At 45.2% G+C, this 20,760-nt stretch carries 16 protein-coding genes and 5 pseudogenes; 20 read left to right on the top strand and 1 reads right to left on the bottom strand.

Features of this window, described 5'->3' with window-relative positions:
• Positions 1 to 459 precede the first annotated feature (459 nt).
• The 6 genes and pseudogenes from RJD28_15145 (at position 460) to RJD28_15120 (ending at position 5,864) form a co-directional block, all read left to right on the top strand.
• A complete protein-coding gene (locus RJD28_15145) occupies positions 460 to 2,250 on the top strand; it encodes a reverse transcriptase domain-containing protein (protein WNV57531.1) in 1,791 nt (596 codons plus the stop codon).
• A 117-nt stretch (positions 2,251 to 2,367) separates the two neighbouring features.
• Positions 2,368 to 2,643, top strand: a pseudogene (locus tag RJD28_15140) (conjugal transfer protein TraE).
• Positions 2,644 to 2,646: 3 nt separating this feature from the next.
• The gene (locus RJD28_15135; GenBank protein ID WNV57530.1) at positions 2,647 to 4,416 is read left to right on the top strand and encodes a C40 family peptidase; all 1,770 of its coding nucleotides are present in this window, start codon (positions 2,647 to 2,649) and stop codon (positions 4,414 to 4,416) included.
• A 35-nt stretch (positions 4,417 to 4,451) separates the two neighbouring features.
• Complete coding sequence (locus RJD28_15130; protein ID WNV57529.1) at positions 4,452 to 4,703, top strand: DUF4315 family protein; 252 nt, start codon at positions 4,452 to 4,454, stop codon at positions 4,701 to 4,703.
• A complete protein-coding gene (locus RJD28_15125) occupies positions 4,700 to 4,921 on the top strand; it encodes a hypothetical protein (protein ID WNV57528.1) in 222 nt (73 codons plus the stop codon). Before RJD28_15130 ends, RJD28_15125 begins: the two co-directional genes overlap by 4 nt.
• Positions 4,848 to 5,864 carry a DUF4366 domain-containing protein gene (locus tag RJD28_15120; GenBank protein ID WNV57527.1) on the top strand — a complete coding sequence of 339 codons (1,017 nt, stop codon included), beginning with the start codon at positions 4,848 to 4,850 and terminating at the stop codon, positions 5,862 to 5,864. Before RJD28_15125 ends, RJD28_15120 begins: the two co-directional genes overlap by 74 nt.
• 310 nt (positions 5,865 to 6,174) lie before the next feature.
• Here the strand turns inward: RJD28_15120 and RJD28_15115 are convergent.
• Positions 6,175 to 6,351, bottom strand: a pseudogene (locus tag RJD28_15115) (NADAR domain-containing protein).
• Positions 6,352 to 6,807: 456 nt separating this feature from the next.
• On the opposite strand from RJD28_15115, the gene RJD28_15110 reads away from it, so the two are divergent.
• From RJD28_15110 to RJD28_15045, 14 genes and pseudogenes are all read left to right on the top strand, one after another.
• A complete protein-coding gene (locus RJD28_15110; protein WNV57526.1) occupies positions 6,808 to 8,526 on the top strand; it encodes a glycosyltransferase in 1,719 nt (572 codons plus the stop codon).
• Positions 8,527 to 8,866: 340 nt separating this feature from the next.
• A pseudogene (locus RJD28_15105) lies at positions 8,867 to 10,273 on the top strand (DNA topoisomerase).
• Between the two features lie 53 nt (positions 10,274 to 10,326).
• A pseudogene (locus RJD28_15100) lies at positions 10,327 to 12,247 on the top strand (recombinase family protein).
• Complete coding sequence (locus RJD28_15095) at positions 12,248 to 12,631, top strand: TnpV protein (protein WNV59647.1); 384 nt, start codon at positions 12,248 to 12,250, stop codon at positions 12,629 to 12,631.
• A gap of 109 nt (positions 12,632 to 12,740) precedes the next feature.
• Positions 12,741 to 12,989, top strand: a complete 249-nt coding sequence (locus RJD28_15090; GenBank protein WNV57525.1) for a ferredoxin — start codon at positions 12,741 to 12,743, stop codon at positions 12,987 to 12,989.
• Positions 12,967 to 13,257: a molecular chaperone gene (locus RJD28_15085; protein ID WNV57524.1), complete on the top strand. Its 291-nt coding sequence runs from the start codon at positions 12,967 to 12,969 to the stop codon at positions 13,255 to 13,257. The genes RJD28_15090 and RJD28_15085 overlap by 23 nt, the downstream gene beginning before the upstream one ends.
• 264 nt (positions 13,258 to 13,521) lie before the next feature.
• On the top strand, positions 13,522 to 14,091 hold the full coding sequence (locus RJD28_15080; protein ID WNV57523.1) for a DUF6560 family protein: 570 nt from the start codon (positions 13,522 to 13,524) through the stop codon (positions 14,089 to 14,091).
• A 288-nt stretch (positions 14,092 to 14,379) separates the two neighbouring features.
• Positions 14,380 to 15,129 (top strand): hypothetical protein, encoded by a 750-nt coding sequence (locus RJD28_15075; GenBank protein ID WNV57522.1) that lies wholly within the window; start codon positions 14,380 to 14,382, stop codon positions 15,127 to 15,129.
• A 388-nt stretch (positions 15,130 to 15,517) separates the two neighbouring features.
• Positions 15,518 to 16,752, top strand: a pseudogene (locus tag RJD28_15070) (serine/arginine repetitive matrix protein 2).
• Positions 16,753 to 16,919: 167 nt separating this feature from the next.
• Positions 16,920 to 17,429 carry a DUF5104 domain-containing protein gene (locus RJD28_15065; GenBank protein ID WNV57521.1) on the top strand — a complete coding sequence of 170 codons (510 nt, stop codon included), beginning with the start codon at positions 16,920 to 16,922 and terminating at the stop codon, positions 17,427 to 17,429.
• A gap of 274 nt (positions 17,430 to 17,703) precedes the next feature.
• Entirely contained in the window at positions 17,704 to 18,174 is a 471-nt protein-coding gene (locus RJD28_15060; GenBank protein ID WNV57520.1) for a hypothetical protein, read from the top strand.
• Positions 18,175 to 18,371: 197 nt separating this feature from the next.
• Entirely contained in the window at positions 18,372 to 19,010 is a 639-nt protein-coding gene (locus RJD28_15055; GenBank protein ID WNV57519.1) for a CHC2 zinc finger domain-containing protein, read from the top strand.
• Positions 18,922 to 20,298, top strand: a complete 1,377-nt coding sequence (locus RJD28_15050; protein WNV57518.1) for a virulence-associated E family protein — start codon at positions 18,922 to 18,924, stop codon at positions 20,296 to 20,298. The genes RJD28_15055 and RJD28_15050 overlap by 89 nt, the downstream gene beginning before the upstream one ends.
• Positions 20,299 to 20,549: 251 nt before the next feature.
• On the top strand, positions 20,550 to 20,747 hold the full coding sequence (locus RJD28_15045; GenBank protein ID WNV57517.1) for a hypothetical protein: 198 nt from the start codon (positions 20,550 to 20,552) through the stop codon (positions 20,745 to 20,747).
• The last annotated feature ends 13 nt before the right edge of the window (positions 20,748 to 20,760 follow it).

Raw genomic sequence — 20,760 nt, 5'->3', positions numbered from 1 at the left:
TGCCTTACCGACTAAGGAGAAATCCTTTACGGGAACAGCGCATGGCAGAAAAAGGAATAGTCACCAAAGGACTTAGGTGCGACTGTTTTCTAATGTTAAGAAGATATGAGGATAAGATTGGGTTTATCGAATGTAAGGTTCCAGTTCCTGTTTTTTGCAGGTGTGGGAAAAGTCCTGAAACCCATGTCATAACGCTGTCACGTCATCTTTCACGGCGGGACAACTGCCAACACGTTATGAAACAGGCGTGAGAACACGTCACAACGAACCGAAAGCATATCCGACAATCTTCACTAACCTATGCACAGTGCTAACTGGGGATTGCCTAAGTCTGGCTCATTTGCCGGATATGGTAACGGAGGCTCCATAGTAGTCCGAGAGGGATAACGACCCTTACATGGCGAAGGGAGCCAGTTAGTAACATCTAAAATGTAAGAATGAAAGGGAGGAGAAACCTCAATGAAACCAACATCTGAAATTTTAGAGCGTATTGAAAAGTGTTCCAGCGAACACAAAGACGGCGTATTCACAAGACTTTACAGATACTTACTTCGTGAAGATATTTACTACGCCGCCTATCAGAAACTTTATGCAAACAAAGGTGCAACAGCACAGGGTATCGACAACGATACCGCAGACGGTTTCAGTGACTTCTATGTAAAAGAGTTAATCCAGTCACTAAAGGACGGAACCTACAAAGCCAATCCTGTAAGGCGTGAGTATATTCCAAAGAAAAACGGAAAGCTCCGTCCGCTGGGTATCCCGTCTTTCCGTGACAAGCTCCTGCAAGAAGTTGTCAGAATGATTTTAGAAGCTATCTATGAACCTGTCTTTGACAGCCACTCCCACGGTTTCAGACCGGGTAAAAGCTGTCATACCGCACTCCGTCAGATTTCTTCTGACTTCACAGGCGTGGTCTGGTTTATCGAGGGCGATATACAAGGTTGTTTTGATAACATCAATCACGAAAAATTGATTGAGATTTTGAGCAGGAAAATCAAGGACAGTCGTTTTCTGAACATCATTCGCCAGTTTTTGAAAGCTGGGTATATCGAGAATTGGAAATACAACGCCACTTACAGCGGTTCCCCGCAGGGTGGTATCTGTTCTCCAATACTTGCAAATATCTATCTGAATGAGCTGGACAAAAAGTTTCGGGAAATCGCAGAACGCTTTGATAAGCCGAGGTCTGCATATCAGACACCGGAATATCATGCGGCAAGCAAAGAATTAAAAAGACTGTCTTATTGGATTGACCATACCGCTGATGAAGCGGCAAGACAAGAACTGATTGACCAGCATAGGGCACAGAAGGAAGCTATGAGAAATCTGCCCTGCAAACCTGCCGACAACAAGAAGTTCACTTTTGTCCGTTATGCGGACGATTGGCTGGCAGGTGTGTGCGGCACAAAAGCGGAATGTGAGGACTTGAAAGCCGAAATCGCTGAATTTCTAAGCACAGAGCTGAAATTAACTCTAAGCGAGGAAAAGACGCTGATAACGCACAGCTCCGAAAAAGTCCGTTTCATTGGATATGATATTTGCGTCCGCAGAAATCAGGAAGTCAAAGGTCACAGAATGAAAAACGGAACGTGGAGAAAATCCCGTACCCTGCACATGAAAGTTGCCCTGTCTGTTCCCCATACGGAAAAGATTGAGAAATTCATGTTTGCAAAGAAAGTCATTCGCCAAAAGGAAAACGGGGAGTTTCAGCCGATACACCGAGCCGGACTTCTCAACCTTGCGGATTATGAGATTGTGGAACAGTACAATGCCGAAGCAAGAGGATTATGCAACTATTACAATCTGGCTTGTGATTATCACACGCTGGACTACTTCTGCTATCTTATGGAGTACAGTTGCTTAAAGACGATTGCTAATAAGCACAAAACCAGTATCCGCAAAATCATTCGCCAGTATAAAGACGGGAAAACATGGTCTGTCCCTTATGAAACTAAAGCAGGAACAAAACGTGTTCGCCCTGTTAAAATCGCAGATTGTAAGCGTGGCGAAGCGAGTGACATCATTTATCAGAGAAAGAAATTCAGCTGGAAAACCACTATTAGACAACGGCTCAATGCCAGAGTTTGTGAACTATGTGGGTGTAAAGAAGCCGATTTGTATGAGGTTCACGTTATACGGAACTTAAACGAATTGGGTAATTCTGATTGGGAAACCGTGATGAAAAAGAAGCGGCGGAAAACGCTTGTTGTTTGTAGCAAGTGCCATGAAAGAATACACAGACACTAATCAATACGTTAATTACTAATGGGGAGCCGGATACTTCGAGAGGAGTAAGTCCGGTTCCGAGGGAGGGTGTAGGAAACCTACCGCCAACGGCGGCAAGGCGCCTTTACCCTACCCTACGACCTGCTTTCTTCCCGCGAAGTGACGAACATTTTTGAGAACAGCGACTTCATTTATATGCTGAATCAAGCAGCCGGTGATCGTCAGATTCTGGCGGATCAGCTGAATATCAGCCCACATCAGCTGTCCTATGTGACCCACTCCGGTGAAGGCGAAGGACTGCTGTTCTACGGAAATGTGATTTTGCCGTTCGTTGATCGTTTCCCGACCGATCTGGAACTGTACCGGATTATGACGACAAAATTAACCGAAGTGCAGGAAGCGAAGGAGGCGTAAGCGATGGCTGGCAAGAAAAATCCGAATCTCGGAGACAAGCTGCGGCAGGAGCGCGAGGGTGCGGAGAACACCCTTCGCGATTCCAGAAGCAAAACCGCAGATAGCAGTACGGGAGACGGCGGCAAGAAAAAAGCGGAACACCGAAGGCAGATTCGTCACGAGGCCGATCTTGCTAAGATGCGCAGTAAGAAGCTGAAATCAGATCAGGAAGCAAAAGCGAAAAAGAATGCAGCAGCTTCCGGGAAAAAAGGCGGAAAGCCAAAGAAGCCGGGAAATCTTGCGGCAGATGCACTTTCAGCCAAGGCACATCAGAGTGTGCGCAATGCCGACCAGGATAATAATTCTGGTGTGGAGGCAGCGCATTTTACCGAAGGCTCAGCGGAAGGTGCAGCCCGTGCTGGTTCCCGGTTCCAATATGGTCGAAAGCTGCGGCAGTACAAAAAGCTGGAGCGGTTGGAGAAAAAGGGAAATAAAGATGCCGTAGATTCCATCTTTGCGGAACGCATGAAGTCTGATCCGCAGGCTGGTTCCAATCTCTTTTCCCGATGGCGGCAGAAGCAGGCCATCAAAAAAGAGTATGCCGCTGCGAAGGCAGGTGCGGCCGCTGCGGAGAACACAGCATCTGGCACAGCCAAAGCTGCACAGGGTACTGTCAGTATAACGGAAAAGGCATTTCAGTTTGTGCAGAGCCACTCGCATATCATCATCGGTATCGCAGCCGTGGGACTGCTTGTTTTGGTGATTGCCGGGTCGGTTTCGTCATGCTCCGTCTTGATCAATGGCGGCGGCAATGTGGTGCTGGGGACTTCCTACACGGCAGAAGATGAAGATTTGAAAGGCGTGGAGACGGATTATACCAAGCTGGAAGATAAACTTCGCAAACAAATCGACCGCATTGAAACCGACCATCCGGGCTATGACGAGTATCGCTACAATCTGGCAGAGATTGGTCACAATCCCTATGAGCTTGCATCTCTGCTGACCGTAGAATTTGAAAACTATACGAGAAGCCAGGTGCAGGCGCGGCTCCAGAGTATTTTTGAAGCGCAGTATGAGCTGAAGTTGGAGGAAAAGGTGGAAATCCGGACAAGGAAGGAAACCCGTGTGGGCTATCGCTACAATCCAATCACCGGAACCGGACACACCTACACCTATCAGGTGACGGTACAGTATGAGTATAAAATCCTCAATGTAACACTGCTCAATCGGGGCGTTGACTATGTTGCAAGAAATTCCGGCCTTACAGATGACCAGCTGCAACGATACGAAGTCACACTGGAGTGCCGGGGCAATCGAGATGACCTGTTTGCAGGCATAGCCTTTGCAACGCCGGATGGCGCGGGTTCCAGCGGAGAATACCAGGATTACGACATTCCGGGCGAAGCTCTGACGGATGAAAAATTCCGGAAGATGATTACCGAAGCAGAGAAATATCTCGGTTATCCCTATGTTTGGGGCGGCAGCTCGCCGAGTACCAGTTTTGACTGCTCCGGTTTTGTAAGCTGGGTCATCAACCACTGCGGCAATGGCTGGAATGTAGGCAGGCAGACGGCCAACGGTCTGATGGGAAAATGCGACATTATCCCGAAGAGTGAGGCAAAGCCCGGAGACCTGATCTTCTTCCAGAAAACCTACAACACCAGTGGCGCATCCCATGTGGGCATTTATGTCGGCAACGGGATGATGATCCACTGTGGCTCACCAATTTCCTATGCTTCCATTGAGACGAGCTACTGGCGGCAGCACTACTACTGCATGGGAAGAATTCGATAAAAATAGGGCGTTTATTCGCCCGGAAAGGATACGATATGAGCTTGAAACTGGAAAAGATTGCTGCGGAGCGCGAGAAAGCCCGCAGGAAACGCGATGAATGGGAGGAGCGCAGAAAGGAATGGGACAGAAAGTACCACGAGCAGGAAAACAGCGAAATCTGTGAAATGGTACATGCCCAGAGCCTGACCCCGGAACAGCTGGCAGTCATCATTCAGCTGGCGCAGGCTGCGGTTCCCAACCCGGAGAACCTGAAACTGGATGAGAAAGAAACGGAGGATATGGAATGAAAAAGATGATGGCAATGCTGCTTGCCAGCGTGATGGCGGCAGGAACCTTTACGACCACTGCATTTGCCTATACGGGCGATGATGTGCAGAAGAACACGCCTGTCAGTACCGCTGCACAGGAGACGGATGCAGCAGAAAGCACAAATGCGGGGGAAAACGGACAATACCGACAGCATCGAAATCGACCCGGACATGCAGGTTCTGCCGGATGGCTATGAGGTCTCTACGGATGCGGATGGGAACCTGATCGTTACGGTGGGCGGCAAAGAATACAATATCGGCAGCGAAAAGTCCCAAAAGCAGACTGGTACGGTGGTGCCGGGGATCACCAGTCTGCATTTTCGTTCCGGTCCCGGCATGGATCAGGAGATTATCGGATATCTGCATTCCGGCGATACGGTGGAGATTGTCGAAAAATGCGGTGACTGGTATAAGGTAAACTTCAACGGCAAAACCGGGTATGCACATGGAAAGTACCTGAATGTCACGGATTCTGCAAAAGACAGCAGCATGTTCAGTGAAGATGCGCTGAAGCTGTTTCTGGATCTGATGCAGAGTGGAATGTCATACGAGGATGAGACGAAATCCAGTGCAGCTTTGACTCCGGAAGGAAATATGACGCTGGTGGACGATATCGGTGAGGAAGAAGATAAATCCAGCCAGCAGTTCATTACGCTGGTGACAAAGGCGGGCAACACCTTTTATCTGATCATCGACCGCGATAAAGACGGCAACCAGAATGTGCATTTCCTGAACATGGTGGACGAGGCCGATCTGCTTGCGCTGATGGATGAAGAGGAAGCTGCCAAGTATCGGGAGAAGGAGCCGGAAGTCACGGAACCTGCGGAAACCGAAAAGCCGCAGGAGACGGAACCGGCACCGGAAGAGCAGAAAACAGAGAGCGAGCAGAAGAAATCGTCTCCGCTTCCGATGATTATGCTGCTTCTGTTTGTGATCGGTGCAGCCGGTGTCGGCGGTTATCTCTATATCAAGATGAAGGGCGTAAAGCCTGCGTCCAAGAAAAATCAGCCGGACCCGGATGCGGATTATCACGATGAGGATGAAGATACGCTCCAGCTGCCGGAGGATGATGGTGACGAGGACGAAGAAGTGGATGTCAACGAGGATTATGAAGCGGAATCGGAAGATGAACCTGTCTGATTAACGCAGCGTTGACCGGTGGGGCGGCTGAAAAGCCGTCCCCTTTACATAGCCAAATGGTTGGTGGGTGAACTGTTTTGAGCTATGAAGCTATGGACTCTGTAGGCGATATCTGATAAAATAGAAAGTAAGAACAGCTCAACAACTCGGAATTTTACCATCCAGCATCTCTCAAAAATAATAGGCATATTTTCATATAGTGTTGATTAAATGTCTATAAGTGCTCATATTCTGCGCATTTTGATCTGCATTTATTCATATCTATAAATCATCAAATACGTATTTATATTGGTATCTGGATTTTCGCCCTTCACACCCGTTCTCGTACGATCATGAGTGCATACCCCAGCAGGTTCGTTCCGTGCCACTTTTTCACGTCGAGTCGATCTGGGTCCTTCATCGATAAGCCGATGCCCCAGATGTGGTCCTTGACGGCGCACTCTGCGAGGATGGCGTCGCCGGTGGATTTGAGCTGAGCCTTCAGGTCTTTGATCTGCTCCAACTCTGTCTTTGGATAAAGAAAAATCACTTTCTGTCCATCCATGGATACCTTCTGTAAACGATACCTTACAGCTATATAATTGGGCAGATGGTCAAACTCTGCGCGCTGAACTGTCGCTTTAATTCCCAGAACTTTATAGAGATATTCCATATGTTCTCCTTCTATTTAACTCTATTTTTGTATTATAACTTGTTTTAAGTTAAGTTTCGATATTAAAGTTAAGATAATTCAAAAAAATCATCAGGAAGCGGAAATATCATAAGAATAATTTAACACCATGGCACCTTCTTTTTCCTCTCAGATTTCCGTGCTCTGCCACTTTTATGAGCGTTCTTTTCAGTATTTTGCCACTTTCATGAGGGAATAATCCGTGCTTCATTACACTTTCATGAGCGAATTTATGCTGTAATATGACATTTTCATGAGGGAATTGGTGCTTCGATGCGACGTGAGGAGGTAGTGGGCGGAGGCATGGGCGCGATAAAGGCAACGAGTGCGAATGGGTGGACGCGACGTGAGAAGGTGGAGGGTGCGGACGCGTGGGCGCGGAGTGAGCAGGCGGAGGGCCGAGACATTGGCCCGGGAAAAGTGAGCAGAAATATACGAGTGTCAACGGGAGGGTTTTATGGTACAACTAGAAGTAGTTTTTTGATGGAGGTGCCTATGGAGCCGAAGGTCAGTATCATCGTGCCGGTGTATAACGCGGAGAAGAGTCTCGCGCGCTGTGTGGACAGTATTCTGAATCAGGAGTTTCGGGATTTCGAGCTGATCCTCATGGATGATGGAAGTAAGGATCGGTCCGGGGAGATCTGCGACGGATATGCGCGGGCGGATGCGCGCGTGGTGGTCGTGCATAAGGAGAATACGGGGGTGTCGGATACGCGAAACCAGGCGATCGCGCGGGCGCGGGGTACGTTTCTGCAGTTCGTGGACAGTGATGACTGGCTGACGGCGGATGCGACGAAGCTGATGGTGCGGGCGGCCGAGGAGACGGGCTGCGACATGGTGATCGCGGATTTCTATCGTGTCGTCGGAGAGATGGTGTCGCGGAAGGGGGATATCGACGCGGACCAGGTGATCGGGCGTGAAGCGTTCGTTGGCTTCATGATGGAGAACCCGGCGGACTACTACTATGGGGTGCTGTGGAATAAGCTGTACCGGCGCTCGCTTGTGGAGGCGCACGGGATCCGGATGGATGCGAAGCTCAGCTGGTGCGAGGATTTTCTGTTTAATCTCGAGTATGTGCGCTATGCGACGACGTTCTATGCGCTGCGGACGCCGGTCTACTATTATGTGAAGACGAAGGGTTCGCTGGTGAATCAGAAGATCAGCTTCGCGCGGACGGTGGAGATGAAACTCGCGATGTTCGAGTGCTACAACGACTTCTTCAAGCATGTGCTGGATGAGGATGCGTATGAGCGGAAGCGGCTGCAGGTCTATCATTTTCTAGTGGATGCGGCGAAGGATGGTTTCGTGTTCCCGGCGACGATTCCGGGGACGCAGAAGCTCGGTGAGGAGCGGAGCCAGGCGCTGCAGGAGGTGATTTCGGAGGATGGGATCATCGTGGAGAAGTACCGCGACCGGAAGCTGCTCGAGCGCTATCTCGAGTCGGTGGCGCTGAAGTATGATATGACGCTGGCGGAGCTGTCGCTGCTGCTGTATCGGAAGGACGCGGGAAAGGCGCTCACTCGAGGGGCTGAAGCGCAGATGCCTGCGCGGGAAGATGCCGTGGAGGCGACTGATCGAAAGGATGCCGGAAAGGCGCTGAGCCGGAAGGATCTCGCGGAGCTGATGCATATGAGCCGCGGGGATCTGCGCGCCGCGCTGCAGAAGCTGGTCTCACGCGGGATGCTCGAAGTGGTCGACGTGCCGAGGAAACGACGTGAAGCGGCGGAAATAGCCGAGGCGACCGGTCTTTTCGGAAAGCGTGGCGAGGCACAGGATGCAGACGCGAACGGAATGACGAAGAAAAAACGCGAGCCGCGGAATATTCGTCTCGAGCTGCTGCCGGCGTCGGATGCGGTGCTGCAGGATATCGCGGCCGCGGAGCGTGACTACGAGCAGGCGAAGTTCCGGGGATTTACCGAGGACGAGCTCCGGCAGTATACAGCGCTCGAGCGGCGTGTGCAGGAGAACGAAAAGCAGATACTGCAGAAGTGAGGATGGGCAGACGAACACCATCAGCGATGCCTGGCGATGAGTCAGCGAGGGGCAGAATGCGTTGCGGCGAGGCACAACGCATGCGCGGAGTGATGATGTGGAGGGCCGAAACATGGGCACAAGCGAGTAGGAGGCGGTGACTAGCCGCCGTCCTCTCACACCACCGTGCGTACCGTTCGGTACACGGCGGTTTCAACAGTTGACGTGCATAGACTGATAAGCTGTGGCAAGATCATAAAAGGCCCAGTTTGTAGACCTAAAACAGAATACCGTTCCTTACATAGCAGTCATGCGCTTCGGTGCCTGGCTGCTAATTTTTTTGCGAAAGGAGCAGTATCGAATGAAGCTTGTATTAGCGGAAAAGCCCTCGGTTGCCATGAGTCTCTCGAAAGTGATCGGGGCAGATCAGCGCGGGGACGGTTATATGGAGGGCAATGGCTACCTTGTCAGTTGGTGTGTGGGGCATCTGGTGGAACTTTCCCAGCCGGAAGCCTATGATGAAAAGTATGCAAAGTGGAAGTATGATGATCTTCCGATTTTGCCGGAACATTGGCAGTATCAGGTGTCCGCCAGCACGAAAAAGCAGTTCGGAATCCTGAAAAAGCTCATGCAGCGGAAAGATGTGGAGAGTCTGATCTGTGCAACCGATGCAGGGCGTGAGGGCGAACTGATTTTCCGACTGGTTTACCATCAGTGCGGCTGCAAAAAGCCGGTGGAACGGCTTTGGATTTCATCAATGGAGGACAGTGCTATCCGGGAAGGCTTTCAGAAGCTCAGACCGGGAACAGAATATGATGCCTTATATGAGGCGGCTTTATGCCGGGAGCGAGCCGACTGGATTGTCGGAATCAACGCCACCCGGCTTTTTTCATGTCTGTATGGGCAGACCCTGAATGTGGGGCGCGTGATGACACCAACGCTTGCGATGGTGGTTATGCGAGATGCAGCAATCCGGGCGTTCAAGCCGGAGCCGTTCTACTCGGCAGAATTAAAATTTCGGGATTTTCAAGCGGGCGGTGAGCGAATGAAAGAAAAAGCAGAAGCAGAAAAACTGGTGGCAGAGTGTTGCCAGGCAGGAAGTGCCATCATTACCAAGGTAGAGCAGAAAGAAAAATCAGAGAAGCCCCCGGCCTTGTTTGATCTGACATCGCTTCAGAGAGAAGCAAATCGGCAGCTGGGATTCACTGCCCAGCAGACCCTGGATTACACACAGGCTCTGTACGAGAAGAAACTCGTGACATATCCCCGTACCGACAGCCGGTATCTGACGGATGATATGGCACCGCTGGTGCCGGAACTTGTTTCTGTGATCCAGCAGAGCTTTCAGATTCAGGCGGATGTACCGGCACCGGTGAATGCAGCGCAGGTCATCAATTCTAAGAAAGTCACCGATCACCATGCCATTATCCCTACAAAAACAGCGGCGGGTTATGACATTTCCTCGCTTCCCAGTGGAGAACAAGCGATTCTTACTCTGCTGGCGGTGCGGCTGATTTGTGCGGTCGGAACACCCTGCCACTATGCAGAAACCATAGTAGAAGCGGAGTGTGCCGGTCAGAAGTTCCGCACGAAAGGCAAAACAGTCACGGATATGGGCTGGAGGCAATATGCAGGAAAGCCGGTTGAAGATGCTGAGAAGAATGCGGAGGCAGGTGATCTTCCGGAGCTTTCGGAAGGCATGACATTGGAACTTGCCGGTGTCGATCTGAAAGAAGGCAAGACCAGCCCACCCAAGAGGTTTACCGATGTGATATTTTGTGAGCGTAAGGAGTGGATAGGAATTGAAGAAAGGAGTTCAGCATGAGAAGAAAAAAAGATAGAAGCAATGGCATTACTGCTTTGTATGAAAGACTGTCTCGTGATGATGATAATGCTGGAGAGAGTAACAGTATAGTTCATCAAAAGCAAATGCTTGAAGATTATGCTATGAAACATGGTTTTACGAATCTTGTTCATTTTACCGATGATGGTTGGAGTGGAGCGACTTTTGACAGACCTTCATGGAACAGACTTGTTGAAGGTGTTAAAAACGGAGAAATCACTGCCTGTATCTGCAAAGATATGTCCAGAATCGGCAGAGATCATCTGCAAGTAGGTTTTTTCACTGACATTCTGTTTAGAGAAAAGGAAGTTCGATTTATAGCAATCAATAATGGTATTGACAGTGACCGTCAAGAAACCAGTGAGTTTGCCCCTTTTCTGAATATCATGAATGAGTGGTTTGTCAGGGACACAAGTAAGAAAATTAAAGCTGTACTGAAATCCAGAGGTTCTTCCGGCAACGCTCATACAAGTAATATCCCACCATACGGCTATTTGAAAGATCCCGAAAACCCCGACCATTGGATTATTGATGAAGAAGCTGCTGAAGTAGTCCGCAGAATTTATCGCATGACTATTGAGGGAAAAGGACCTTATCAGATAGCAAGAGAACTTTCAGAAGAAAAAATAGAAAGACCGTCTTATTATCTTGGAAAAAAGGGACTTGGAAATCATGCAAGCAACTATGACAAAGAAAATCCGTATATGTGGCGAGGAAATCAGGTTACTACTCTGATTGCCCGACCAGAGTATATTGGAAAGACTGTCAACTTCAGGACATTCAAAAATTCCTATAAGGACAAAAAGACGAAAAGGGCAGACAAGGAAGATTGGGTGGTTTTTGATGATACACAAGAGCCTATTGTCGATGAAGAAACATGGCTGCTTGCTCAAAAGTTAAGACAGAATGTAAGAAAAGCCGATCCTATGGGCGAGCCTAATGTTCTGACCGGAAAGATTTACTGTGCTGATTGTGGTGCGCCGATGTATAATCACAGGCAGCGGAAAGGGCGAGAAAGAATATACTATACTGCCAAAGGCGAAAAAAAGGACAAGTCATTCCAATCCGGCAGATTGTTATGAATGTTCCACATATAATCTTGCTTATCAGAAGTATGACCGACATTGTACTTGCCACCATATTTCAACAAAAGCACTTAAAAGCATCATTCTGAAAACCATACAGGAGACTTGCCATTATGTTTCTTTGAATGAGCGGGAGTTTGTTTATTCTCTGCAAGAAGAATCGGCGATGAAAGATATTGCTGTTTCTGAAACTGTAAAAAACCGCATTGAAAGAAATCAGAAGCGAGTTCACGAACTGGATATGCTTATCAGGAAAATCTATGAAGATAATGTGATTGGAAGATTGCCGGACAGACTTTTTCAGAGTATGCTTACTGATTATGAAAATGAGCAGAACGAGCTGAACAAGATTATTGAGACTGACACCGCTGATATGCAACGGATTATAGGCGGTCAAAATAATGTGGAGCGTTTTCTAAAGCTGGTTAAAAAGTATGAGAATATTACAGAACTTACTCCTGCCATGATAAATGAATTTATCGACAAAATTCTGGTTCACGAGCCACAAGGAAAAGGTGCAGACCGCACCACAGAGGTGGAGATATATCTTAACTATGTCGGGCAATTTCAAGTACCTGTGGAGCAGCATGAACCAACAGAGGAAGAAAGGATTGCTGCTGAAAAAGAGGCGGAACGACTTCGCAGAAAACGAGAATCCAATCGTAAGTATATGAAAAAGATTCGTGAGAAATCAAAAGAATTTGCGGAGCATGAGCGTATAGCAGAAGAAAAAAGTTCTGATAGCAATGTGTGTGTTGAACAGAACGTCACAAGCAAATCAAATCGGCAAAAAGTGAAAGGAGAAAAAAATAGCATGACAGAATTGAAATCACGAATCCATGACAAAAGCAACGGTCTGGACTATGTTCTTGTGGGCGATTACTATGTGCCGGACTTGAAGCTACCGGAGGAACACCGCCCTATCGGTATGTGGGGCAGACTGCACAGGACATATTTGGAGCAGTACCGCCCTACAAGGTTCTCTGCCCTCTGTTTATCCGGCGAACTGCATACTTACCTTGCTGACCTGGACGAACAGGCAACGGAAAGGTGCAGCCTTATCATTGAGCAGATGAAACAAGCCGAGGGCGTGACCGAAACCATGAAAGCAGACAATCAGATGTTGTGGGTACAGTCCATGAACTCTATCCGTAACCGAGCCGAAGAAATCATCAGACAGGAAATGATTTACTGCTGATTTTATCAAGTCCAAAACCAACAAATTTGTATCGTAAACGAAGCGACAGGTATTTCCTTATGAAGTGTCTGTCGCTTTTCATTTATCAAACTTTAAGGAGGAAAACACAATGAAGATGAACCGGAATGAAATGGAAGCCCTTTATGCCTTTGGCTGTCCGAACCTGAAAGCAACTGTCGAGCGTTTGCGTATGGTAGCTGCCCTTGCACCCGATCCAGTGGCGAAGAAGCTGTTTTATATGCTTTCCGTCAAGCTGAGTGCTGAGGGTGTTGAAAGGTGGTATCGCTGCTTTTACTGCAAGCTGCGTGTGTTGAAAAACCATAGGGAGGGCTGCTATGACGAGACTGACGAAGATTGAGAAAGAAACAATCGTTCTCTTTAATGAGGGCGAGGACAAGGCAAATATCTACACCCACAACGCCGGATTGAAAAAGAGGTTGGCTGCTTTTGCTAAGAAGTACCCTGACCTTTGCCGACTGGAAAAATCCAATGTTCAAGGCGGTGTTTCTTATGAGCTGGCAAAGTCCCGTCTGTCTATCCGTTTCCTGCCGCCTTACAGTGAGGAACGCAGACAGAAAGCCAGCGAATATGCGAAAAAGCATGGGCTGAACAGCCAGCAGGGATAATGTGATAATCAGGGCTGATATGCGGTTAAAATGTCAGGTGCAGACCTGATGTTTTGACCGTTGCCTATCGCCTGTGAGGAAAGTATCGGGGACTATGGATTTTGCGGAAATGTGCGTTACAAGGCTTGAACAGGAACTCTGTACACAAAATTTTTTCTTCCATTCTTTAAGTTGATGAAGTATAATGAGATATGAAAAATTGAGGTTTTTAATACTCGATTTCAAACAATCATTTTTATATAGCTGGAACTATGGAGGGCAAAAATGAATAATTTTTTACGAATGTGTTTGAATATAATTACACAAATAGGTCCCTATTTAGTTGTACTTCTTCTTTTGAAATATCTTGTAAATCTTCAACAAAAGAGAGCTAAAGAACGAGAGGAAGAACAGAAAAAGGGAATAATTAGGACGCATTATATAATAAAAACCGAAAAAGTACTTACTATGTTTTTTGTATTGGCGGTGTTTCTTTTTGGGGGAGCTACGGTAGCCAGTGCTATTCAACAAGATGATTTATTGCCACCAATTGGTTTTAGTATTTTCTTTATTGTTTCTTTAATCGGCTCATTGAACATGATTATGTGGAAACTGGAAGTGAACGGAGATGAAATCACATGGCGTTCAACTTTTGGAAGAAAGAGAACTTTTCACTTTGAAGATATTACCTATTGCGAGAGAAAGAAAGGTTCTATGCGTGTATATGTAAATGGAGAAAAATTATTTACCATTGATAGTAATATTGACAAAGAAGAATTTATGGAGGACATAAAAAGAAGAAGAATCCCTGTAAAATCTTACTGGGCAAATCAGCATAAGAAAAATCGTAAATGACATAGATTTTATAACAGTACGATGTTAGACAACTGAATATGACCGTCAAGGTCAGATGAAGAAACCGATGTATTGAGCGTAAAGCGATCATGCGTCGGTTTTTCTTATTTCATGAGCTGACAGAATTCCGACTGTATATCACCCGTGAGGAAAGTATCGGGGACTATGGATTTTGCAGAAATGTGCGTTACAGGTAAGTAAAAAAAACTACTTGATAGAGTGTAAATTGAATTGTTCATATCGGTATGATATAATTTACTGAAATGAAGCAAGAAGGTGGACTTTTGTATGAAAAAATTTTTGAAAATATTGCTAATCGTTATAGGAATAGTTTTTTTGATTTTTGCAGCGTTGATATGTATTGGACTGTTTGTTGATTATGATGACCATATTGAAAATGGTCGTTATACTTATGTTCCGGAAGAAGAAAACAAAGGAAATGAGTATATCGAGTTTAAGTTGACAGATAATGGAAAAGACGATTCTAAACTTACATATTATAATTCTATCGAAGAAGCTATTTTGAATTCCCCCTTAAAAGCAGAACATGAAGATTTATCAGCTCCAGAAGATTTTCTTAATCATGTTGATGAAATATTGCATATATGGAATGGCAAACAGTATGATACGATTTTCTATCGAGCAGGAAGTGATAACGATCCCGTTCAAGGTTTTGTGATTGCACGCTGCAAAAAACAGATAGAAAATGAAAGTACACAATATGCGTTTGTAAATGCCACACCATCTGCCACTACACCAGATACCACTTATGGGGGAGACTTCAAAAAATTTATCCATTTATCTTTAACAATAAGTGATATTCAACAAGACTTAAATCCAAATTATCCAGATACCAGATTCGTTTTTGGCTATGCACATGATAAAGAAATTTACTCATTAGAAGTAGAGGGTCAAAAGCCAGATGGAATTATAGAATATGAAGAATATGGTAGAACGATGTATATGTGGTATTATAACGATTTGGAAAGCAATAAAAGAGGCGATTGTCTGAGCTACTCAGTAGATGTGCCAGAATAATTTTTCAAATTGGCTAATCTGCCACAACTGAATATGACCGTTAAGGTCAGATGAAGAAACCGATGTATTGAGCGTAAAGCGATCATGCGTCGGTTTTTCTTTTTGCAAAAATAGTCCGGTGGACTGTTTTGCAAAACCGAAGGAACTGACAGAGCTTGAGACGGGGCGAAGTCAGTTTGTTCGGGCGGGAGTACAGAGGGTGCAACCCTTTGTGCATGGGTACAGGGAATGCAATACCCCTGTGCAGGTCAAGGGCGGCAGCCTTGCCCAGTTAAGTGGCGTTTCGCCACTTAGTACTGGGTATTACTTGACGCAGAAAGCCGCAAGGAATCAGCTTCGCTGCCCTTCTCCCCTGTCGGGGAAATCAAAAAGAAAAGGAGGAACTCATGTGAAATTAACAAGGCACAATGGACGAGCTGGAAAGAATGGCGTTTATAATCCGAAGCACAATGACCGCAGTTTTGACATTGCCAACAGCGAACACATTGACGAAGAACGAGCCAAACAAAATCTCTATTGGGACTGTTACAATGGCTTCCGCAATTTCAAAAATCCCGATAAGGAAAATGAGCTGTCTGCCACTTTTGAAGATGTGGAACAGCTTTTTTATCGTCAGCGGTATCGTGATTTTGTAACCGGACAGAACGAAAGAAATGTGAAGAACCGACACCCTGAAAGGAATAAGGAAACCGGTGATTTGCTCAAAAGCAAAAAGACCTGTCCAGAGGAAACGGTCTATCAGATTGGAACACTTGATAATCATGTTCCACCGGAACTGCTCATTGAGATTGTCACAGAATTTATGGAAATCGTAAATGAGCGTTTCGGCTCTCATGTCCATATCCTGAATTGGGCGCTGCACTTGGATGAAAGCACCCCTCATATTCACGAGCGTCATGTGTTCGACTGTGAAAATCAATATGGGGAGATTGCCCCACAACAGGAAAAAGGCTTTGGAAGCACTGGGATTTGAACTGCCGGAACCGGAGAAGCCTGTCGGAAGAAAAAAATAACCGCAAGATGACTTTCGATTCAGCTTGCCGAGTGCTGCTGTTCGATGTGGCGAAAAAGCATGGCTTACAACTGGAAGAAGAACCGGAATATGGTGGTCGTGCTTATCTGGAAAAACAGGACTATATTCTTTTCAAGCAAAAGGAGCAACTGGCAGCACAGGAGCAAAAGTTAGAAGAACTCACGATGAAGATTGAAGATGTGGAAGCTCTGGTGGACGAGGTTGCCGATATTGCCTATGACAAGGCGGTTGAGGTCGTTGCTGATACTGTGAAACTGGAAACGCACAAGGAGGATATTAAGCTGGTGGAGCAGTCTAAGGCGTGGGTTCTCTCCCCTGAGCGTAAGGCTTCAAAGAAAGAAGTTGAGTATGCAGTGAAACGATTGGATGGAGTAATTGCCAGAATCACAAACGCTATGAAATCAACCATTCAGAAAATTCAAACCACGCTGATGAAGCCGGAGGTCAAAAAAGCCGGAACGGAGCAAATCAAGAAGAAAGCCAAAAATTCTATTATAGAGCAGTTGAGCCGCAAAAAGAAAGAAATTGCAGAGCGTGAAGTCAGCCGGACGGATCAGGCAAAAAGCAAAAAACAGGATATGGAACTCTAAAGCACTTGCTGTTTTCACTTTGAAAATGACAGGTGCTTTTGCTTTAGGGAGTAAGAAAATATCTTCCATTCTTTAGGTTGATGAAGTATAATGATAGTAAGAAATTTTTTGTAATGACCTTAATCCAATAAGTGATTTTGCAATTATTCAGTAAAGGATGTAATTATATGAAAAAAGTATTGTTGCTTTCCAGTGTGATTATTATACTCGGTTTAACAGGCTGCTCTAACAAATATTTCAATGACTGGTTTAGCTCTGAACAAAATGAAACGGATAAGATGTGTCAACAAATTATCGAGGCATGTAAGCAACAGGATTCAGAGAAACTCAAATCTCTATTTTCCGAAGAAAGCAAAAAGAACATTGAGAATTTAGACACTGAAATCTCTGCTTTTTTCGATTATATTGAGGGCAGTATCCAAAGTTTTGAGGGCGATTGTGCATCATCAAGTGAAAGCAACTATGGTAAAAGGAAAACGGAATTGGATGGTATGTATCTCATATTGACAGAAAAGGAACGGTATTGTATGAATTTTTATATGTATAGTGAGGATGATGAAAATGCTCAAAATGTGGGGATATATAAAATTGAAATTGCATTGGAGAGCGAAGTGGCTGAGGATAATTTTATATGGGATAATCCCCCAAACGGTATTTTTGTTGGAGGACAAAATTGATTTTTGTTATGAGAGAACATTAAAGTATAAATTTCGGATGGTATAAGAAAAACTGACTACAATTAAATCTTCACAGCTTTACTAAGCAGGAAATCTGAAAAGTTCTCCTGCTTTTTTGCACTCAAAATAGAATGTGGAACTCTAAGACACTTGCTGTCTTCGTTTTGAAAATGACAGGTGCTTTTGCTTTGGGAGGCAAGAAAAAAATCTTCCATTCTTTAGGTTGATGAAGTATAATGTAAGCAACAAACTTGAAGTTTAAGGGGATGATATTATGGATTTTGCTATATTTAGATTGTTTATAAGAGTTTCATTATTTGTTATAGCGTTAATTGCTTGCATTATCTATCTAATTAAAAAAAGAAAACTTATCTATTCGATATTTTTTGATAAAGAAGCGATAAAAAAAGAATATACTGGAAAAAATGATATAATATTTCTTCGATTGGCTAATACCATTCTTGTTATAGTAGCTATTCTTTTAATCTTATATTTGAAAGATTTTGTTTTAGATATGCCTTACATCATAAACAAACAGTATAGTTATGCAGAAGGATATGTAACTGAACAATCTCATGGTGGTGCAGATATATCTTCTGAAAGAAGAAGTATTTTTCTATATGATAAAGTTAAAGATGATGAAATCGAAATCACAGTATTTTCAAGGTATATTGATAAAAATACTTATTTAAAGGTACAATATCTTCCGCATACGAAATATGGTGCTATTGTAGAAATTAAATAATTCATTCTAAAAAGAAAATTTCCAGTTTGTATAACTGGCAACCCAACCACAATTAAATCTTCACAGCTTTGCTAAGCAGGAAATCTGAAAAGGTCTCCTGCTTTTTTGCACCTAAAATTAAATATGGAACTTTAAGGCACTTGCTATTTTCGTTTTGAAAATGACAGGTGCTTTTTTCGTTTCTGGAAAGGAGTCACATGAATGTATTTGAAGTTGTAAAAGAAAATGTTACTGCCCGACAAGCCGCAGAAGCCTATGGCTTGAAAGTGGGTCGCACTGGTATGGCGTGCTGTCCGTTTCACTCGGATAAGTCCCCCAGTATGAAGCTGGATGAACGCTATTACTGTTTTGGCTGCGGAGCAACTGGAGACACTGTTGATCTGACAGCGAAGCTATTCGGTATCGGGCTGAGGGAAGCTGCTGTCAAACTTGCTGAAGATTTTGGTCTTAACTATGACAGCCGACAAAAGCCCAGTATTCACCCTCGTATTCGTGAGCCGACACCGGAACAGAAGTATCAAAAAGAAGAAAATCATTGCTACAAGGTGCTGACGGATTATTTTCATCTTCTTAGAGAATGGGAAAAGAAATACGCTCCTAAACAGCCGGATGAGGAATGGAATCCCCTGTTTGCAGAAGCACTGTATAAGAAGAACTATATCGAATATCTACTTGATATTCTTCTGTATGGTTCATTGGAGGAACGAAAAGCACTTGTGGCAGAACAGAGAAAGGAGGTGTTAAAACTTGAACAGCGAATTGCAGAACTGTCAGCAGACAGAACCATGCACAGTAGAAGAAATCCGAAACAGCTTAGAGCAGAGCGAGAAAGGTAAGGTTTATAATACTGCCGCAAATTATAAGCGTGTTCTGCAATATGACCCACTTTTGAAAGGGGCTATCCGAAAAAATCTTCTGACCGAAAGAATCGACATTGTGAAGCCCCTCGGCTGGTATCGTGACAGCCCGACATTGACGGATGTAGATGTGAAATATCTGCTCCTATATTTTGAAGAAAACTATGGATTGACCGTAGAGAAGAAAATCATAGACGCAGTTGCGGTTATTGCCAACGAAAACCGTTACCACCCTGTCTGCGATTTTCTCAATGCCCTACACTGGGACGGAACGGAACGCATACGCTTCTGTCTGCACCGCTTTCTCGGTTCTGATACAGATGATTACACCTATGAAGCATTGAAGTTGTTTCTGTTGGGTGCTATCTCACGAGCCTTTAAGCCGGGGTGCAAATTTGAGGTAATGCTCTGTCTTGTAGGCGGTCAGGGAGCCGGAAAGTCCTCTTTCTTCCGTTTGCTTGCGGTCAATGATGATTGGTTCTCTGATGACTTGAAAAAGCTGGATGATGAAAATGTGTACCGCAAAATGCAGGGGCATTGGATTATTGAAATGTCGGAAATGATTGCAACCGCCAACGCTAAGAGCATTGAAGAAATCAAATCCTTTCTGAGCCGCCAAAAGGAAACCTATAAGATACCCTATGAAACACATCCGGCAGACAGAAAACAACAATGTGTGTTTGGAGGTTCTTCTAATACCCTTGACTTTCTTCCCCTTGACAGAACAGGCAACCGCCGCTTCGTTCCGGTTATGGTCTATCCTGAAAGGGCTGAGGTTCATATTTTGGCAGATGAACAGGCTTCCAGAGAGTATATCAATCAGATGTGGGCAGAAGCTATGGAGATTTACAGAAGCGGCAATTTCCGTCTGAGATTCAGTCCGGCTATGAACGATTATCTGAAAGCCCACCAAAAGGATTTTATGCCGGAGGACACAAAGGCAGGACAGATTTTAGACTATCTGGAACGCTATTCCGGCAGCATAGTCTGCTCTAAGCAGCTTTACAAGGAAGCACTGGGGCATGATTATGACGAACCGAAACAATGGGAGCTGCGAGAGATCAACGACATTATGAATAACGCTGTCACAGGCTGGAGGGCGTTCAGCAATCCGAGATATTTTCCAGAGCCTTACCGCAGACAAAAGGGCTGGGAGCGTATCAGGAACGACAACGAGCCTGACAACAGCATGGATGGTTTTCAGGAAATCCCGACAGAGGAAATGGAACAGTTAGGACTTCCGGAGGAATGGTTGAAGCAAAAATAAAAGCCCGTTGTCGCTTCGGTTGTCGAGCCGGTTGTCGGTCTGGTTGTCGGGCAAAAATCCCGAAAGCCTTGATATTGCGGCACTTTTCCCTCTCTGACAACCATGACAACCAATATTATAAAGAAAAAGGAAATAGTAAAAAAATAGTATCGCCCGATAAAGAAAAAAGGTTTTCTGATGTCCGTTGTCGGAACTTCGTTGTCAGACCTTTCCTTGTCGGGCTTTTTTCATTTAATTAGGAGGAATATCGTATGACAAATATCGTGAACAGTACACTACCCACCCCAAATAACCATTCGGAGAAAAATAAACCGGATGGAGTTTTTGTGATTAAGCAAGGCAAAACAAATTATAAAGTCAAAGTGTTTTTTGACCATAGTAGCGGTTTGACTGCTGAGGACAGATTGAAACGCATTATTCAGGCAGAAGCAGAGAGAGAATCTGCGTAAGTAATATGAAAAA

The organism is Oscillospiraceae bacterium NTUH-002-81 (assembly GCA_032620915.1).
In the GTDB taxonomy this organism is placed as follows: domain Bacteria; phylum Bacillota; class Clostridia; order Lachnospirales; family Lachnospiraceae; genus JAGTTR01.
This window is presented reverse-complemented; position numbering and strand designations above follow the sequence as displayed.

Bases quoted from the DNA above. Each gene is read 5' to 3' on its own strand.
- RJD28_15145 (WNV57531.1), top strand. From the start codon at position 460: ATGAAACCAACATCTGAAATTTTAGAGCGTATTGAAAAGTGTTCCAGC.
- RJD28_15135 (WNV57530.1), top strand. From the start codon at position 2,647: ATGGCTGGCAAGAAAAATCCGAATCTCGGAGACAAGCTGCGGCAGGAG.
- RJD28_15130 (WNV57529.1), top strand. From the start codon at position 4,452: ATGAGCTTGAAACTGGAAAAGATTGCTGCGGAGCGCGAGAAAGCCCGC.
- RJD28_15125 (WNV57528.1), top strand. From the start codon at position 4,700: ATGAAAAAGATGATGGCAATGCTGCTTGCCAGCGTGATGGCGGCAGGA.
- RJD28_15120 (WNV57527.1), top strand. From the start codon at position 4,848: ATGCGGGGGAAAACGGACAATACCGACAGCATCGAAATCGACCCGGAC.
- RJD28_15110 (WNV57526.1), top strand. From the start codon at position 6,808: ATGCGACGTGAGGAGGTAGTGGGCGGAGGCATGGGCGCGATAAAGGCA.
- RJD28_15095 (WNV59647.1), top strand. From the start codon at position 12,248: ATGACAGAATTGAAATCACGAATCCATGACAAAAGCAACGGTCTGGAC.
- RJD28_15090 (WNV57525.1), top strand. From the start codon at position 12,741: ATGAAGATGAACCGGAATGAAATGGAAGCCCTTTATGCCTTTGGCTGT.
- RJD28_15085 (WNV57524.1), top strand. From the start codon at position 12,967: ATGACGAGACTGACGAAGATTGAGAAAGAAACAATCGTTCTCTTTAAT.
- RJD28_15080 (WNV57523.1), top strand. From the start codon at position 13,522: ATGAATAATTTTTTACGAATGTGTTTGAATATAATTACACAAATAGGT.
- RJD28_15075 (WNV57522.1), top strand. From the start codon at position 14,380: ATGAAAAAATTTTTGAAAATATTGCTAATCGTTATAGGAATAGTTTTT.
- RJD28_15065 (WNV57521.1), top strand. From the start codon at position 16,920: ATGAAAAAAGTATTGTTGCTTTCCAGTGTGATTATTATACTCGGTTTA.
- RJD28_15060 (WNV57520.1), top strand. From the start codon at position 17,704: ATGGATTTTGCTATATTTAGATTGTTTATAAGAGTTTCATTATTTGTT.
- RJD28_15055 (WNV57519.1), top strand. From the start codon at position 18,372: ATGAATGTATTTGAAGTTGTAAAAGAAAATGTTACTGCCCGACAAGCC.
- RJD28_15045 (WNV57517.1), top strand. From the start codon at position 20,550: ATGACAAATATCGTGAACAGTACACTACCCACCCCAAATAACCATTCG.